Source organism: Streptomyces sp. ATLC9 (genome assembly GCF_057196705.1).
The window spans coordinates 46088-62899 of the sequence record NZ_JBXUOY010000003.1 but is presented as its reverse complement, the minus strand read 5'-3'; the positions used below and the strand labels follow the sequence as shown (position 1 = coordinate 62899).

General features: G+C 72.2%; 9 protein-coding genes and 1 CRISPR repeat array. Of the genes, 3 read left to right on the top strand and 6 right to left on the bottom strand.

All coding sequences use genetic code 11. From position 1 onward, the window contains the following. Positions 1 to 121: 121 nt before the first annotated feature. From AC2CJA_RS00905 to AC2CJA_RS00895, 3 genes are all read right to left on the bottom strand, one after another. Positions 122 to 943, bottom strand: a complete 822-nt coding sequence (locus tag AC2CJA_RS00905) for a hypothetical protein (protein WP_484600686.1) — start codon at positions 941 to 943, stop codon at positions 122 to 124. Beyond that, on the bottom strand, positions 943 to 1701 hold the full coding sequence (locus AC2CJA_RS00900; protein ID WP_484600685.1) for a ParA family protein: 759 nt from the start codon (positions 1699 to 1701) through the stop codon (positions 943 to 945). The genes AC2CJA_RS00905 and AC2CJA_RS00900 overlap by 1 nt, the downstream gene beginning before the upstream one ends. Before the next feature lie 162 nt (positions 1702 to 1863). Then, the gene (locus AC2CJA_RS00895; RefSeq protein ID WP_484600684.1) at positions 1864 to 2574 is read right to left on the bottom strand and encodes a hypothetical protein; all 711 of its coding nucleotides are present in this window, start codon (positions 2572 to 2574) and stop codon (positions 1864 to 1866) included. 299 nt (positions 2575 to 2873) lie between these two features. Here AC2CJA_RS00895 and AC2CJA_RS00890 point away from each other — a divergent pair, with 299 nt between their 5' ends. The 3 genes from AC2CJA_RS00890 to AC2CJA_RS00880 all read left to right on the top strand — a co-directional run bounded on the left by AC2CJA_RS00890 (position 2874) and on the right by AC2CJA_RS00880 (position 12014). Next, complete coding sequence (locus AC2CJA_RS00890) at positions 2874 to 3164, top strand: hypothetical protein (RefSeq protein ID WP_484600683.1); 291 nt, start codon at positions 2874 to 2876, stop codon at positions 3162 to 3164. Positions 3165 to 3265: 101 nt separating this feature from the next. Next, a complete protein-coding gene (locus AC2CJA_RS00885; RefSeq protein ID WP_484600682.1) occupies positions 3266 to 11293 on the top strand; it encodes a DEAD/DEAH box helicase family protein in 8028 nt (2675 codons plus the stop codon). A gap of 217 nt (positions 11294 to 11510) precedes the next feature. Further along, positions 11511 to 12014, top strand: a complete 504-nt coding sequence (locus AC2CJA_RS00880; protein WP_484600681.1) for a hypothetical protein — start codon at positions 11511 to 11513, stop codon at positions 12012 to 12014. Between the two features lie 354 nt (positions 12015 to 12368). Continuing rightward, positions 12369 to 14531: direct repeats of the CRISPR family, unit length 28 nt; unit sequence GGACCATCCCCGCGGGTGCGGGGCCGAC. Positions 14532 to 14633: 102 nt separating this feature from the next. Here AC2CJA_RS00880 and cas2e read toward each other — a convergent pair. Genes cas2e through cas6e form a run of 3 tightly spaced genes read right to left on the bottom strand, consistent with a single transcriptional unit; the run spans position 14634 to position 16808 of the window. Continuing rightward, positions 14634 to 14912: a type I-E CRISPR-associated endoribonuclease Cas2e gene (gene cas2e / locus AC2CJA_RS00875; RefSeq protein ID WP_484600680.1), complete on the bottom strand. Its 279-nt coding sequence runs from the start codon at positions 14910 to 14912 to the stop codon at positions 14634 to 14636. Beyond that, complete coding sequence (gene cas1e / locus AC2CJA_RS00870; protein WP_484600679.1) at positions 14909 to 16003, bottom strand: type I-E CRISPR-associated endonuclease Cas1e; 1095 nt, start codon at positions 16001 to 16003, stop codon at positions 14909 to 14911. The genes cas2e and cas1e overlap by 4 nt, the downstream gene beginning before the upstream one ends. 4 nt (positions 16004 to 16007) lie before the next feature. Next, positions 16008 to 16808: a type I-E CRISPR-associated protein Cas6/Cse3/CasE gene (gene cas6e, locus AC2CJA_RS00865; RefSeq protein ID WP_484600691.1), complete on the bottom strand. Its 801-nt coding sequence runs from the start codon at positions 16806 to 16808 to the stop codon at positions 16008 to 16010. Between the last annotated feature and the right edge of the window lie 4 nt (positions 16809 to 16812).

Here is a 16812-nt window from a genome sequence, read left to right as displayed (position 1 = left end):
TGCACTGGTCAATCTGGCGCAGACGCCACCAGGCAACAGCCCGACACAGCCACTACCGACGACGATCCGTCGACGAACCCGCTGGATAGATCACGAAACCGCACTGGAGTATTAGGTCCGGTCAGGCCTCCTGGCCCTGAGGCAGCTCGGCGGCCTGCTGCTGAGGAAGCAGCTCCGCCCGGCACTTGGCGATGTGCCGCTCCAGCTCGTCCAGGTACTGCGCGGCGGCCGCCGTGTCCCTCCGGGCCAGCCGGCGCACCCAGTTGTACGCCACGGCCTTCTCCGCGCGAGCCGAGAAGTCGATGGCCTCCCCGGTCCCCTCCTGCTCCTCGGCCAGGGACTCCACGTAGACGCGCACGCGCTTGGCGGTCTCCTCCGCGTCGAACTCGCCGTCAAGCTCAAGCTCGGCGACCGCGCCCTCCAGGACCTTCGCGCTGAGCTTGACCGCATCGACGCCGAGCGCGCTCCGGTACACCAGGGCCGCCGCGTCGGTGCCCCATGCTTCGGCGACGGGGACCAGCTCCCACACCTGGGCCTGGTTCAGGTTCCTGAGCGCCTTCTCGTTCTTGGCTCCAATTGGAGCCAAACCGTTCGAGAGCATTTCGAACACGGCCTCGGCGATCCGCCAGGTCCGCACGAGCTTGTTGGCGTACGCCTTCTTCATGTTCCAGCGGCGCCACACGAAGTCGTCGAAGGTGCCGCACTCGGCGCGGTACAGCCTCCCCTCCCGGATGGTCTCCAGCGCCTTGCCGGCCGCCCAGAACGCGTACTGGAGCGTGTCGACGGCCGCCGTGCACTGCGCCAGAAGCGCTCGCTCCTCCGTCGTCAGAGTCGCGGGCTGCTCGGACAGAGGCCGCGACAAGGGCTTGATCGCCTTGGCCATGTCGACCGCGCTCTTGTACTCCCAGCGCTCGACCGCGGACGCGCCTCGCTGCCGTCCCATCAGAGAATCCCCTCCACCGCGAGCGCCAGCTTGAAGAAGTCCTCGCGGCCGCGCAGCGCGGTCCCGCTCTCGGGGTACTGAATCACCGTCAGACCGCTCTCCGGAGCCTTGGCGTGCAGCTTGTAGCGGCGGACCGCCTGCTTCATGTAGGGGTAGCCGCGGTCCTCGCACCACTTCTGCATCTCGCGGAGGTCGGCCTTGGTGCGGTCGGCCCCCGAGTCCCAGTTGTTGATCACAACGCGGAAAGGGATGTTCCGCGGCCGCAGGACACGCTCGATGGTGAACTCGGCCGGGGAGTGCGTCAGCGTCTCGACGGGGACGATCGGCACCAGCGCGAGGTCGGTGTGGTCCAGCACCTCGCGCATGGCCTCGCCGGCCGGGCCGGAGCCCAGCGGGTCGGGGGCGTCGATGTCGGCCTCCGGGTCGAGGTCGACGAAGCCGGGGGTGTCGACGTAGACGCGCAGCACGTCGGGGTCTTCGAGCAGCTTGGGGATCTCCCCCAGCCGCCCCTTGGTGACCAGGTAGTCGAACGGCAGGCGCTCCTCGGGGACCTTGCGGGCCCATCCCTCCAGGCTGCCCTGGGGGTCGATACCCGCGGCCACCACCGGGCACGGTGCGTCCGCAGACGTGGGCGGGGTGCTGTCGCCGGAGACGGCCGCGAGGTTCACGGCTATGGTGGACTTGCCGGCTCCACCCTTCTGCTGGATCAGGGTGATGACGCGTGCGCGGCGCTGTTCGGTCGTTTGGGCAGGGGACACGAAAGACCTCCGTAGGCTTCCCCGGTTGGGTACTCGGACGCGCCATAGCTTGCCAGAACTCCCCTGGGAAACGTCATCCACCGTGCCGCTTGTTGTCTTAACGGAATCGGGAGCGCCCGTTTCACGTCTGTGGCGAGGCCGAGGCCTGATGGGACACGAGCCTCAAAGATTCTCGGGAAGTTCGGGCTGCTGCTCATTCACGATCCGGTCCACCGCCGCGCGGATGAGGTCTCCGGTGGTGAGCACCTGGGCGCGCAGTCTGTCGCGGACCTGGAGAGCGGATTGCGGGGCGGACGGGCGTCCGGCCGCAGCCAGCAGAGCCAACTGGTCTGGAACGTGGTTCCGTTCGGCCTCCCGCAGCGCCACGTCGATACCGTCGCCCCAGCGGTCGGCCCACTCCTGGAGAGCGTCCACCGCGGCCTTGCTGGTCCAGTAGGCGGCACGGCGTACGGTCTCGCCGAGGTCGTGGGGCAGGTTCAGCGAGAGGCGTCCGGTGTACCCGCCCGCGCCCATCGGCCGGCTCGGGGGAGTGCCCCACCGGCGGCCCGGAGCGTCGATCTCTCCCTCCGGCGGCTCCGGCCATGAGCGGTCGAGCCCGCGGGACCGCAGCTCCTCGCGCACGGCCCGGGTGATGATGTCGTCCCGGGTGCCGCTGAACTCGCCGGTGCGCCGCTTCCTGGCGACCTCCACCCGGATCTCGCGGCGTACGGCGGCGGCTGCGCGCCGCGACAGACCGGGGACGAGCAACTCCCGTCGGCGCTCGTTCACCCATGCCCGTTCGCGCCTCTGTTCCGCTTCGGCGTATTCGATAAGCCGCTCCAAGGCATCCTCCGTCACCGCCACGTGGAACTTCATCCGCGCCATGCTCGCCATGATGGAAATGTAGCCAGATAAGTGAGGAGCGTGCTGCTTCGGCCGTGATGCGGAGCACCGAGGGGTGAACTGCCGGTGCGGCAGAGGAAATCCGCTGTCGGCGCGTCGTAGGGTCACGAAGGATGGATCATGTCCGGCTGCCGTCAGATATCCGGACGAGGCTGGGAGCCCCCGGCCCCGTCCGTGGCGGCGGTGTGCCGGACTGGGCCGGGGACTGTGCCCTACCAGCATCACGGGGAGAGCACTCATGAGTGTCGGGGGAGTGGAGCCGCCGCTCCGCGAGGACGAGGGGAACGGTAGTGACGCAGCTGAGCAGGCACGGACGGGTGGCCCGGGAGTACTGGGAGACGTACCGGCCGCAGGCCCTGGCGGAGCTGGGGGACGAGCGGCAGCAGGAGGCTTACTTCCTGGAGCTGGATCTGCGGGTGACGGAGCGGATCGGAGGGCTGACGACCGAACTGCTCCAGAGGCTGCCGGTGGAGCGGCGGGCGGCGGCACGGCGGGCGACGCGGTCGCAGGCGCAGGAGATCGTGTACGCGGAGGAGATCTGGCTGGAGAAGGAGCCGGGGACGGGACACCGGGAGATGTAGCCCCGCCCCGCTTCCGGCCGGAGGGGCAGCAGGACCTCGCCCCCGCCGGGCAGAGCGAACGGGCCCGCGCCAACCTGGCGGCCCTGGAGACGCTGCGGGCCTTGGAACGCGAGCGGCGCCCGGCCACCGAGCAGGACCAGCGCACCCTGGCGCGCTGGTCCGGCTGGGGAGCCCTGCCGGTCATCTTCAACCCGCGGCCGGCGCGGGCCGCGTTCGACACGGAAGACGCCTTCGAGCGGGCCGTCGCACGCTGGGACGCCGTCGGCGACCTGCGCGAGCGGATCCGGAGCCTGCTCACGGAGGACGAGTGGGCGGCGGCCCGCCGTAACACGATCAACGCGCACTACACCGACGCCGCCCTGGTCCGCTCGATCTGGGGCGCGATGCGCCGGCTCGGCTTCCGCGGCGGCCGCGTCCTCGAACCGGGCAGCGGCAGCGGCAACTTCATCGGCTTCGCGCCCCTCCTCACGCGCGACCCGGTGCGGATGACCGGCGTGGAGGTCGAGCCGACCACCGCGGCGATCGCCCGCCACCTGTACCCGGACGCCGAGATCATCACCAGCGGCCTCGAAGACGTCCCGCTCGCCGACGGCGGCTTCGACGGCGTGGTCGGCAACGTGCCCTTCGGCCGGTACAAGCGGTTCGACAAGGTCCACAACCCCGACCTGAAGCTCTCGATCCACGACCACTTCGTCCTGAAGTCGCTGTACGCCACCCGCCCCGGCGGCATCGTCGCCCTCATCACCTCCCGCTACACCCTGGACGCGGAGTCGCCCGAGGCGCGCGAGCGCATGTACCGGCTCGGCGACCTGGTCGGCGCGGTCCGCCTGCCGGCCCGGGCGCACGCGGCGGCGGCCGGGACCGACGTGGTCACCGACGTGCTGTTCCTGCGGCGCCGCAGGGACGGCGAGGAGCCGGGCGATACGGCCTGGCTGACCTCCCGCAAGCGGGCGCTGCCCGGCCACGACGACGAACTCGCGGTCAACACCTACTTCGACGCCCACCCCGAGTACGTGCTCGGCGAGCTGCGCGCGGGCTCGCGCGAGTGGGGCCCGGAGGTCACGGTCGTCGGCCGCACCGACCAGACGCCGGCCGAGGCCCTGGCGGCCGCGGCCGCCGCCATCTCCGTGGAAGCGCGGGCCGCGGGCCTGACCGCCGCCGACGACCAGCGCACGGAACCGGTACAGGCGATCCTCACCGGCGGCACGGAAGGCGCCCTGGGACTGGACGCCGACGGCAACCCCACCATCATCGACGGCGGCCGCCCGGTCCCGCTGGAGATCCACCCCGACCAGCGCGAGCAGCTGGTCGAGCTCATCCGCCTCAAGGACCTGACCCTGGCCCTGTACGAGGCGGAGGCCGACACCCCCGAGCCCGGCGAGACCCCGGAGCTCGCCCGGCTGCGCGCCGAACTCCGTGTCGCCTGGCGCGACTACCGCAAGAACCACCCGCCGCTGACCAAGCCGCGCCAGCACTACAGGTTCACGCCTCCCGAGGCGAGGGAGCAGGCCAGGGCACAGGGCCTCAAGGACGTCCCGGAGGCGTGGAAGCAGCGCACCGCCTTCGCCTGGATCGACGACGACCCCGACGCCTCGCTGCTGTTCGGCCTGGAGGAGTGGGACGAGCGGGCCGGTAAGGGCGTCGAGCAGAAGGTGCTCCTCACCCGGGTCCTGGAGCCGCGCACCCTGCCGGCCCGGGCCAACAGCCACGAGGACGCCATCGCCCTGGCGATGGAGTACGACGGCGGCCGCCTGGACATGGCGCGCGTGGCCGGCCTCCTGGGCACGGACGAGGAAAGCGCGGCCGCACAGTGCGCGGACGCCGGCCTGGCCTACCGCGACCCGGAGCGGGACGACGCCTGGGAGCCCAGCTACCGCTACCTGTCCGGCAACGTCCGCACCAAGCTCGCGGCCGCCAGGGCGCGGGCCGCCGAGGACCCGACGTTCCTGGGCAACGTCGCCGCCCTGGAGCGGGTCCAGCCCGACGACCTGGCACCCTCCGAGATCAAGGCGAAGATCGGCGCCCCCTGGATCCCGGTCGACGTCTACGACGACTTCCTGCGGCACCTGGGATTCGAGGACGCCGGCGTCCTGCACGCGGGCGGCACCGTGTGGGAGGTCCGCGGCGCCAGGAACGGCGACCTCGCGCGCAGCGAGTGGGGCACCGGCGCGCGGCCCACCCAGGACCTGTTCACCGCGCTGCTGCAGCAGACCGAGTCGACCCTCCAGGTCACCTACCGCGACCAGGAGGGGCGCACCTACGTCGACAGGGACGCGACCGACGAGGCCAGGGAGAAGGCGAAGCTCATCGCCGAGGCCTTCGAGGACTGGGTCTGGGACGACCAGGCCCGGGCGACCCGGCTCGCGGGGATCTACAACGAGCGGTTCAACAACCTGGTGATGCCGGAGTACTCCGGCTCCGCGCTGACCCTGCCCGGCCTGATCACCGACTGGGAGATGCGGCCGCACCAGAACGCGGCGATCCGCCGCGTCGTCAACGAGCCGACCGCGCTCCTCGCCCACGTCGTCGGCGCGGGCAAGACCGCGACCATGGCCGCCGGCGCGATGGAGCTGCGCCGCACCGGCCTGGCCAGGAAGCCGTGCGTCATCGTGCCCAACCACATGCTCAAGCAGTGGTCACGGGAGTTCCGGCAGCTCTACCCCAACGCCAGGATCCTGGCGATCACCGCGAGCGACCTGAACAAGAAGCGCCGGGCGAAGTTCATGGGCCGGATCGCGGGCGGCGAGTGGGACGCGGTGATCCTCACCCACGAGGCGTTCAACCGGGTGCCGCTGCGCCCCGAGAGCATGCGCTCCTACCTCGGCCGGGAGATGAAGTCGCTGCGCGAGCAGCTCGACAACGCCGCCTCGTCGGGGATGCACCGCAACACGGTCAAGCAGATCGAGGAGTCCCTGGCCAACGCGGAGGCCGGACTCGAGCAGCAGATCGAGTCCATGGGTGACGACAACGGCGTCTTCCTGGAGGACACCGGCATCGACTACGTGTTCCTGGACGAGGCGCACGAGTACAAGAACCTGCGCACCGTCTCGGCGATCCCCGGCGCCGCAATCCAGGGCTCGGCGAAGGCCACCAAGCTCCACATGGTGCTGTCCTGGCTGCGCGAGACCAACGAGTCGCAGCGCGTGGCGACCCTGGCCACCGGCACCCCGATCGCCAACTCGGTGACCGAGGCCTACGTCCTCAAGCGCTACCTGGCCCCGCGACTGCTGGAGGAGATGGGGCTCGACGCCTTCGACAACTGGGCCGCGACCTTCGGCGAGGTCGTGAGCCAGCTGGAGCCCGATCCCAAGGGCGACGGCTACAAGTACAAGGCCCGCTTCTCCCGGTTCTTCAACGTGCCGGAGCTGATGGCCGCCTACCGGACGTTCGCGGACGTCCGGATGGCCGAGGACCTGGACCTGCCCACTCCGCCCGTCCGGGAGAACGAGGACGGGCAGCGCGGCGAGACGGTCCTGATCCCGCCCACACCGGCGCAGCGGCAGTTCATCAAGGAACTGCCGCACAAGCCGTGGGTGCACAAGCCCGGCGGCGTCCTGAAGGCCCTCGGAGAGGGCCTGCGCGCCTCCATCGACCTGGACCTGGTCGACGCCACTGAGGCTCTGCGCGACCTCGGCGTCACGCCGGGCCAGACCGCCGGCACCGACATGCGCTCCGCCGGCGGCGGCAAGGAGATGGGCAGCAAGATCCCTTACGCGGCCGACAAGATCGCGGAGATCTGGCAGGAGACGAAGGACGTCGTCTATCCGGTCTCCGCGGACGACCCGGCCCCGCAAGAGCTGCCCGGCGGCCTCCAGCTCGTCTTCCTGGACGAGGGCACCCCGGGCAGCACCGCCAGACACGCCGCCGACCTGTACGCGGACCTGCGCGACGAACTGGTCGCCCGGGGGATGCCGCGCAAGTCCATCCGCTTCATCCACGAGGCGGGCACCGACCGCAAGAAGGAGAAGCTGTTCGCCGACTGCCGCGCCGGACGGGTGCGCGTCCTGATCGGCAGCACGCAGAAGATGGGCACAGGCACCAACATCCAGGACCGGGCGGTCGCCCTGCACCACCTGTCCTACCCCTGGCGGCCGGCGGACATGGCCCAGCGCGACGGCCGTATCGAGCGCCGCGGCAACCTCAACGCCCCCTGGGTCGGCAACACCCCCGACGACGTCCGGATCCTCTACTACATCACCGAGCGGACGTTCGACGAGTTCCGGCTGACCACTCTCGCGCGCAAGGCCCGTTTCATCGGCCAGATCCAGCGCCGCGACTTCAGCGCGCGCGAGATCGAGGACATCGGCGCCGACGCCATCAACCTCGGCATGCTCTCCGCCCTGGCCTCCGGCGACCCGGCGATCCTGCAACTGGCCGAGGCCACCGCCGAACGCGCCCGCCTCCAGGGCCTGGCCCGCAGCTGGGACCGCCGGCAGGACGACCGCACCCAGCAGATCGCCGACATCGACGACTTCCTCACCCGGGCGGACACCGCCCTGGAAGGGATGCGCGCGGCAGCGCCGAACCGGCGCCCCACCACCGGCGACCACTTCGCCATGACCGTGGGCGACGCCACCTACCGCAGCCGCGAAGCGGCCGCCAACGCGCTCGGCGGCCGCATGGCCGCCATCGCCGCGGACCAGTCGGTCCGGCCCGGCGAACGCGTTCCCGTCGGCACCTTCGGCGGACAGGACTTCCACGCGGAGATCGCCTACGGGGCCAGCGGCCGCCGCCAACTGCGCCTGCGCTTCGCCTGGGGGCACGTGGCCCCCATGGGCCGGCGCGAGGACCGCGCCCAGTGGCAGGCGTCCTCCGTCACCGAGGCCAACGGGCGCGGAGCCATCCAGTCCCTGGAGCACTTCCTCAACCATCTGGACGACGACCTCGACAAGCTGGAGAAGTCGGCCGCCTCCCTGCGCGGCCGCCGCGAGGAGATCGCCGCCAACCTGCGGCCGAAGGACGAGAACCCCTACCGGATCCAGGCACGCTCCAAGGAACGCGAGGAACGCGCCCTGGGCAAGCTCGTCGTCGCCAACGAGAAGGAAGCCGCCCTCGCCGAGCGGGCCGCGAGCGTCAACGAGGACGCCGCCGAAGAGGTCAACGAGGAACTGACCGCCCTGCGAGAGCACATCGCATCCCTGCGCAAGGCCATCGAAGAAGAGCACCACGTCCAGCGGCAGGCCCAGGCGCTCGTCCGCGGCGACGCCGACCCGGAAAGCGCACCGGCCGTGGCGCACCAGGACGTTGAGCCGGCCGAAGCCGCACCGGGGGGCGAACAACCGGCTGCCGCGCCGTCCGCGGCCGCGGCCAGCGCCGAGCCGAACGACGGAACCGCGCCGGCCGAACCACAGGACCAGCCGGACTTCGGCCAGCTGAGCATGGACGCTGACCCCGTGCAGACCGGCACCGAGCCCACCACGCCAGAGACTGAGACGGAACCGTCCCCCGAGCCGGAAGAGCAAGAGACGCCCGGTGATGTCGCACCGGCGGCCGAGGCGGAGGACTCGACCATCGCATCCCAGGGAGCGGACTCCAGCACAGAGGCCGTCCCCGAGGGGGAGCAGCCCTTCAACGACACCATGGTGGGGCCGGGCGACCGCGCGCCGGTGACGCACATCGACGGATCGTGGCCCGGGGCGGACCCCGCCGCCGGACCGGCTGCCGGCGAGCCGGACGCCCCGGCACCAGGGCAGCCGCAACCGAAGCAGCACGCCGGCTCCGTTCCCGGCCCGCAAGGTCCTGAAGAGGCCGCTGAGGCCACGCAGGAGACGACCGCGGAACAGGCTGCCCCCACCGCCGAATCCGCGCCCAGGACGGACCGGCGGTCCGGTGCGCAGCCCAGCCTGTTCGAGACGGCGGCTGACGCTCCGCCGGGTTCTGATGGCGAGGCCGAGAGCACCCCGGAGGCGGACGAGGCGCAGCCCGTCCCGCCGCCGGCCACCGCCGAACCCGACCCGCCCGCTGGCACAGGCGCACCGGAAGGGGAGACGGAGGAAGCGGCCGAGCCCGCGCAGCCGGCCACCGCCGATGACGAGCAGCTCCAGCCGGACGGGCCTGCCGACCCCGTCGCCCCCGCACCGGACCCCGAGGACGCGGAGGCCGCAGCAGAAGAACCGGCTGCCGACACCGAACCCGTCGATGTGCCGACCGCCGGTGCGGCGGCACAGGACGACGCTCCCGCACCGGACCCCGAGGAGCCGGAACCGACGACCACCGACAGGGGGGAGATGGACACGCCGCCGTCCACCACGGACACCGACGACGACGTACCGGTCGAGGACCCACCCGAGCCCCTGCCGTACACCGACATCACGCCGCTGGCCGACGACCCCGGCTATCAGCTGCACCTGACCGGCCTGGACGGGCAGGGGCCCAGCGCGGGTGAGCTGCGGCGCGGCGACATCACGATCGCCGCCGTGCGCCTGTCCGCGTCCGGGCGCTGGTTCGCCCGCCTGGCGGTCGACGGCATGCCCCCCGATGTCACGGCCTTGAACGGCTCACCGCAGGACGCCGCGCACGAGGGGGCCATCCTGTTCTCGGCGCTCACCGGAACGCCCTACGGGGCACCGCTGCCCGCCGCCGACGACGGGATGATCTCGCGAGCGGACCGGCTGCGCGCAGACCTGCGCGACGCCGCTCAGGAGCACTTCGACAGGATCACCGCGGCGGCCTCCCGGGTGCGCGTGGACTACACCGGGATCCCGCAGTACCGGGAGCTGAGCGCCCGGCTCACCGAGATGACCGCGGCGGTCACCGCCAGACACAGCTCCCGGCAGATGGCCGCGAACCTCACCGCAGTCCAGCAGGCCGTCGCCGCCTGGGGCGGCACCCTGCCGACCGACGCGGCCCTGGACGAGCGCCGGCATCTGGCGTGGCCGCTCGCGCACCTGCTCTACGACACGACTCGTCTGCATGGCCGTCTCCAGGCCACCTTGGACGTGGTTCAGGCCGAGCGGGCGGCCCTGCGCGAGCAGCAGGCCACGGCCGCGCCCGCACCCGGCCCGGAACCGGAAGCCGCTTCCACCCCGACCGAACCACCTGCCCCGCGCCCTGAAGCCCCGGAGGATCCCGAGATGGCCACACCCGCTCCTCCCGCGACACCCGAGAGCCAGGAGACGCCCGCTGACACAGGTGCCACCCCCGCGCAGAGCGACGGGCAGCCCGCTCACGCCGAGGACATGGAGGGCGCCGCGCCGGCCTCCCCCGGGGAACTGCCGCTGTGGACCGGCCCGGCGAAGGCCTCCGGCCGGGCAGGAGACCGGCCGGTCGACATCGTCGCCGACTTCACAGCGGTCCGACAGGCCTGGGACGAGACCGTCCCCGCCGATGAGGGCACGAGCGAGGATCTGTTCGCCGCTGTGCAGGCAGATCTGCTCAAGCTCCGGCAGATGCTGGCCGACGCCACCGCCGAGGCCCCGCAGACCGCCGCGCCCCAGCCCGCTCCGGTCGAGCCCGCGGCCGCGCAATCCTCTGGAGAGCAGGAGGGGACGCAGAGAGACCGTGCCCCACAGGGGGAAGCGGGCGCGGTGAACACGGCGCTGCGGCAGGCCGACGCGCACGCCCCCGCACTCCAGGACCTGCCGGAGTGGCAGCGCATCCAGACCGTCCGGGGCGCCTTCGGCAACCTGGTGCGCGTCATCAAGGAACGAGCGGGTGAGCACTTCGACAAGCTCATGAACGACGGCGGTGTCGCCGACTTCCTCCGCCGCGTCTCGATCCGCGTGTGCGAGAAGGTCGCCGGATGGGCGCAGGCCGGCGCGGACAGGCTCCGGAGGAGCGACGAGCGCGGTACCGAGCAGCATCGGGACCTGCCGAGTGCGGAGGCACTGCTGCGGCTGGGAGACGCGGCCCTCGAGTACAGCGGGCCCCGGCGCGGTGGCGGCGGTACCTCGACCCCGCCTGCGGACCGGGCGCCGGGTGCGGTCGACGTCCCCGCGATGCGCAAGATGGGGGAAGCCCTGAACCGGCCGCTGCCGGGCGCTGCCAAGCGTGTCTCCACGGCGGCCGCCCGAGGTCGGTCGACCACTGCCAAGGGGAAAACGAAGAAGCCCGCCATCAGCGCAGAGCAGGCCGGGCACCTCCGCCGCAGCGACACCGAGCAGCAGGCCCGTAAACCCAGCCAGCGCTGACCGATCCTGGCTGGGCAACCTTCGGTTGGTCAATGTAGCCAGATAATCCGTGAAGTTCAGCGCCGCATGCGCGGCCAGATTTCGAGGGATGGCTCCGAAGGGACACCTCATACGCTGCCGGGACGGTGTTTCGCCTGTGCCGGGTGCAAGGACTGAGTGGAATTGGTGGTTTGGGCGGCGGAGGAGTCAGGGGCGCCACTACGCTCCCGATACCGCAATGATCACCAGGGAGGACATCATGCGAAAGATCGGGCTGGTCGCGGCTTCGGTGGTTGCTGCGGTGGGGGGACTGACCGCGTGCTCCGACTCCGGGGACTCCACCGGCACGGAGAAGGCTCCTGCTGCCACGGCGGAGGAGTCGGCGGAGGCGGCCGGGTCCTCCGGTGTGGAGGCGGAGGCCGGAGAGGGTGGCGCGGGGCGGGATGTGGAGATCACCGCGTCCGGGGTGCGGGACCACGACACGTGGGGTGAGAACGCCTACGTGGTGGAATACCGGATCACCAACGGCGGCGAGGAGGCCGCGAACTATTTCGTCGGACTGGAGTTCCTGGACGCCGATGGTGACGTGCTGGGCTCGACGGGGGTGACGGCGGACAAGCTCGGCCCGGGCAAGTCCAAGAAGGGCGAGACCGCTCCCCTGGATGTGGAGATCGAGAACGGGGACCTGGCGGACATCAAGGATGTACGGGTGGCCATGGTGGACCGGACGCCGGCCACGTAGGTCGCGTCCCGGCGGGCGCCCTGAGGGGGTCGCGCACCATGGCGGTGAAGACGGGCGAGTTGGGAAACGGCTGCTGTCGGCCGATCTCCTCGTAACCCCAGGACTCACACACGGCTTTCGGCCGGCCGTCCGCCTGCCGCGGATTCAGCAGGAGGGTGACGCGCTCCTCGTGAACGCGAAGGCCGTCGATGACGGCCCACATGGCGCTGGTGGCCAGGGCCGCGGCGACCGCGCACAGCGCGGAGCGCACGCGAGTGGAGGCGGCGTTACTGCGCGGCCGTCGGCACCGGGCCGCTACCGCTGCTGACCGGCAGGGCCGACCACCTTCAGCACCGCGCCACCGGACAGGGCGGAGGACCATCCCCGCGGGTGCGGGGCCGACGCCCAGGCGCCGAGCGCCGGAGCGCTCCCGCCGGGACCATCCCCGCGGGTGCGGGGCCGACCGGCTGTGGGTGACGTTCAAAACCTCCCCCACGGGACCATCCCCGCGGGTGCGGGGCCGACGGCCGGCCCCCGCCCGGTCGACGGGGGCCGGAGGGACCATCCCCGCGGGTGCGGGGCCGACCGGCCGGGCACCCCTCCCCCGTAGCCAGCCGTCGGACCATCCCCGCGGGTGCGGGGCCGACACCGCCCGGCTGCGGTGGGTCCTGACGAAAACGGGACCATCCCCGCGGGTGCGGGGCCGACTTCCGCGCCACGTCGTGCTCCTCCGCGACTGCAGGACCATCCCCGCGGGTGCGGGGCCGACCGGCTGAGGCTGGCGGACCGGGAGTTGAAGCCGGGACCATCCCCGCGGGTGCGGGGCCGACACCGCAAGGTCGCCCCCGACCTGCGAGATCAGCGGACCATCCCCGCGGGTGCGGGGCCGACTCGCCCGCGCGCGAGGTGGTGTAACCGTCAGGGGGACCATCCCCGCGGGTGCGGGGCCGACGGCCCCGAATTCGGTGGCCACCTTGGAAAGGAAGGACCATCCCCGCGGGTGCGGGGCCGACCGGCCCAGCCCCGCTCCCGCCCGGCCGGCACCGGGACCATCCCCGCGGGTGCGGGGCCGACGTAGAGGGCTACCATTCACTCTTAGACGACTGAGGACCATCCCCGCGGGTGCGGGGCCGACGCCGCCGGTGCCGGGACCGCAACCGCGAGTACCGGACCATCCCCGCGGGTGCGGGGCCGACACCTCGAGCCCCGGGTCCTTCCCATCCTGGGTCAGACCATCCCCGCGGGTGCGGGGCCGACCTCCTGCACCCCGAGCCCGTACCCATCGGTCACGGACCATCCCCGCGGGTGCGGGGCCGACGCCTGGAAGAACGTGAAGGTGAGGTCGTAGCCGGGACCATCCCCGCGGGTGCGGGGCCGACCGCGTGCCCTCCCTGGTGCAGCTCACAGCCGAAGGACCATCCCCGCGGGTGCGGGGCCGACTTACCGGGGCGGCTGTAGATCAAGCCCTCGCCCGGACCATCCCCGCGGGTGCGGGGCCGACCTGCTGCTGGAGGCGTTCACCTCCGCCGTGGCGGGACCATCCCCGCGGGTGCGGGGCCGACCGGCCCGAGCGGCATGCCGGTCTCGACGATCCCGGACCATCCCCGCGGGTGCGGGGCCGACACCTCGAGCCCCGGGTCCTTCCCATCCTGGGTCAGACCATCCCCGCGGGTGCGGGGCCGACGGACCGCAGAACACGGTGATCGACACGGTCACGGGACCATCCCCGCGGGTGCGGGGCCGACGAAGCGCGCGGCGGCGTCGGCGATGTCCTGGGCGGACCATCCCCGCGGGTGCGGGGCCGACGACTGACCGGCGATCCGGACACCCATGCCGACCGGACCATCCCCGCGGGTGCGGGGCCGACGTCCAGCCGGAAAGGCCGACGGGGACGCGTCCCGGACCATCCCCGCGGGTGCGGGGCCGACGCCTCCTGCCCGCGGGTCAGACTGACGCGGATCGGACCATCCCCGCGGGTGCGGGGCCGACCCCCACAAGGCGTCGCGCGGCCCGTAGGGCGAGGGACCATCCCCGCGGGTGCGGGGCCGACTGGGAGGCCACCCGGAACACGGCCTCAACGATCGGACCATCCCCGCGGGTGCGGGGCCGACCGATGGTCGTCCGCAAGGAGGCGCTGAAGAAGGGGACCATCCCCGCGGGTGCGGGGCCGACTGACGGACACGGTCGGCGCCCTGGTCGACGGCCGGACCATCCCCGCGGGTGCGGGGCCGACAGCTTGTCGGCCCAGAGCGTCCGCTCCTGGCGTGGACCATCCCCGCGGGTGCGGGGCCGACGTCCCACCCCCCCTGTCGACCTGGGGAAAGAGGGGACCATCCCCGCGGGTGCGGGGCCGACAGGAGCCATCCCAGCTTGCGCGGGAAGGCGCGCGGACCATCCCCGCGGGTGCGGGGCCGACCTCGCGCACGTCCGTCCAGTGGATGTGCATGGCGGACCATCCCCGCGGGTGCGGGGCCGACGCCAGCCTCGGCAGCACCTTGGACACGTCGTCAGGACCATCCCCGCGGGTGCGGGGCCGACACTTGCTGAGCTGCGGTTATGTCCGGGCGGGGGGCTGTTTTCGTTTAGTTGGATTCTGCGGCGGGAGGTATCGCCTGACCCGCACCGGATTGGTTCGTGGTGTCATCGTCGGTTCCGTGCGGAGAGGATGAGTCCGTCGTAGTCGGTGGGGCGCCAGCGGTCGCGGCCTGCGGTACGGACGGCCCAGCCCTGCTCGTTCGCCGCGGGTTCGACGAGGACTGCCTGGCCGTCGCCGATGCGGGTGGCGAGGAGTTCCCACAGGCGGTCGCGGATGCGGCGGCTGGGGTTGCCGACGAACACGCCGGCGTTGACCTCGACCATCCATCGGGTGAGGTGGCCGCGGAGGCCTTCGGGGGCGGCGATGAGGACGATGACGGTCATGTGGGCTGCTCTGGGGCTGTGGGGTCTTCGAGGTCGGGGCCGATGATCGCTATGTGCTGTTCGCCCATGTCGGCCGGTACCGCGGAGGCGGGGTGAGGCCGAGGGGCTGTTTCTGTGCCGTCGGTGGTTTCCGCAGGGGTCTCGTCGGTCGCCGGGGTGCTTGCGGAGGGGGTGGCCCAGTTGACGCCTGCGGGCACGGTGCCGAGGTGTTCGTCCCAGAGCTCGCTGGTCTCCGGGGTGTCGATGTCGACCCCGTCGGGGGTGAGGAGGGCTTTGACGTCGCGCACGATGCGGCCCAGAAGTTTGGTTTCGGCGATCTTGTCGCGGAGGCCGGTGCGGGCGTCGCGTTCCTCGGTGAGGCCTTTGGCCGCGAGGTCGAAGGCGAGCGGGATGGTGTACTCGGCCTTGTAGAGGTCGGCGATGTCCAGGACGAAGGAGACGGCGTTGCCGGTGTGGACGAAGCCGAGGCCCGGGCTGGCGCCGAGGCCGACGATGACGGCGTGGCAGATGCCGTAGAGGGCGGCGTTGGCGGCGGACAGCAGCCGGTTGAGGTCGTCGCCGGCGGCGAAGGGGTCTCCCGCTTTGTAGACGCGGCCGTCCCAGGGGACGCCGGTGCGCTGGGCGTGCCGGCGGTAGAGCTTGCGGATGCGGGTGCCTTCGCGGCCTCGCAGCTGCTGCATGGTGGCCTTGGAGACGTCTTCGCCGGGGAAGCGCATGCCGTACATGGCGCGGGCGACGTTGAGGCGTTCCTTGGGGCGGGTGACCAGCCAGGCTTGGCGGTGGAGGAGGCCTGCGCCGCGGCTGGGGCCGAGGCCTGCGGCGTACATGCGGACGCCCTGTTCGCCGACCCAGCACACGGCGGTGCCGGAGTCGGCGAGGAGGCGGATCGCGCCGTGGGTGACGCGGGTGCCGGGGCCCAGCAGCATGACGGCGATCATGGCCGCGGGGACGCGGACGGTTTCGCGTTTGTTGACGATGACGACGGCGTTCTCGTCGCGGTCGAGGTGGCTGCGTTCGACGTAGACGCTGGAGACGCGGTCGGTGATGCGGTGCAGGTCGTGGGGGTCGGCTTTCCACCAGATGTCGGCCATGTTCTCAGCCTTTCTGCCCGGTGAGGGGGGCGAGGGTGAGCAGGCCGCAGCCGTAGGCCTTGGAGGGGCCGATGCCGCCGAGGAGGCGGTCGGTGAAGGCGGCGGGGTCGGTGACGCGCAGGCGGCCTTCGAAGGTGGCGGTGTGGAAGGTGACGCGGGAGTTTCTGCCGCTTTTGGTGAAGGAGTGGCGGCGGCGTTCGGTGATGCGGACTTCGCGGGCGGGGTTGGGGTCCCAGGGGCGTGTCTCGTCCGGGGTGGGCCGGGCGGCGGCGGTGAGGCCGGGTGCGGGCTGGTCGGTGCGGGAGCCGGGGACGGTGAAGCCCCACTTCTCGGTGCGGGTGAGGAACCAGTGGAGTTGGGCGGCGGCGGTGCGGTGGCCCATGCGCAGGCCGCGGGGCCGTCTGCCGGGGGTGCCGTCGGCCAGGTGGGAGGCCTGCGCGGGGGTGGGTTTGGTGGGGGTGTGGGCGTTCTGGACGGGGCTGGCGGTGAGGCGGAAGGCGAATTCGCGTCCGGCGGTGATCTGGCTCAGCAGGGGGGTGTAGTCGCGGACGGCGGCGTGTTCGCCGTCCGAGCCGGGCCAGCCGGCGCTTTCGGCGAGGTGGGTCCAGTCGGGTTTGGACTGGGTGAGGACGTACAGGTGCGGGCGGTGGGGGTTGTCGGCGTCCAGGCGCCACAGGATCCGTTCGTCGTCGGGTGTGCCGGTGATGCCGCCGGTGACGGCTGAGTGCATGGCGCGGGGGTTGGCCAGCAGGGTGCGGCTGTGGGCGCGCAGGGGGTTGATGCGGATGCGGGAGAGGTAGGTCATGGCG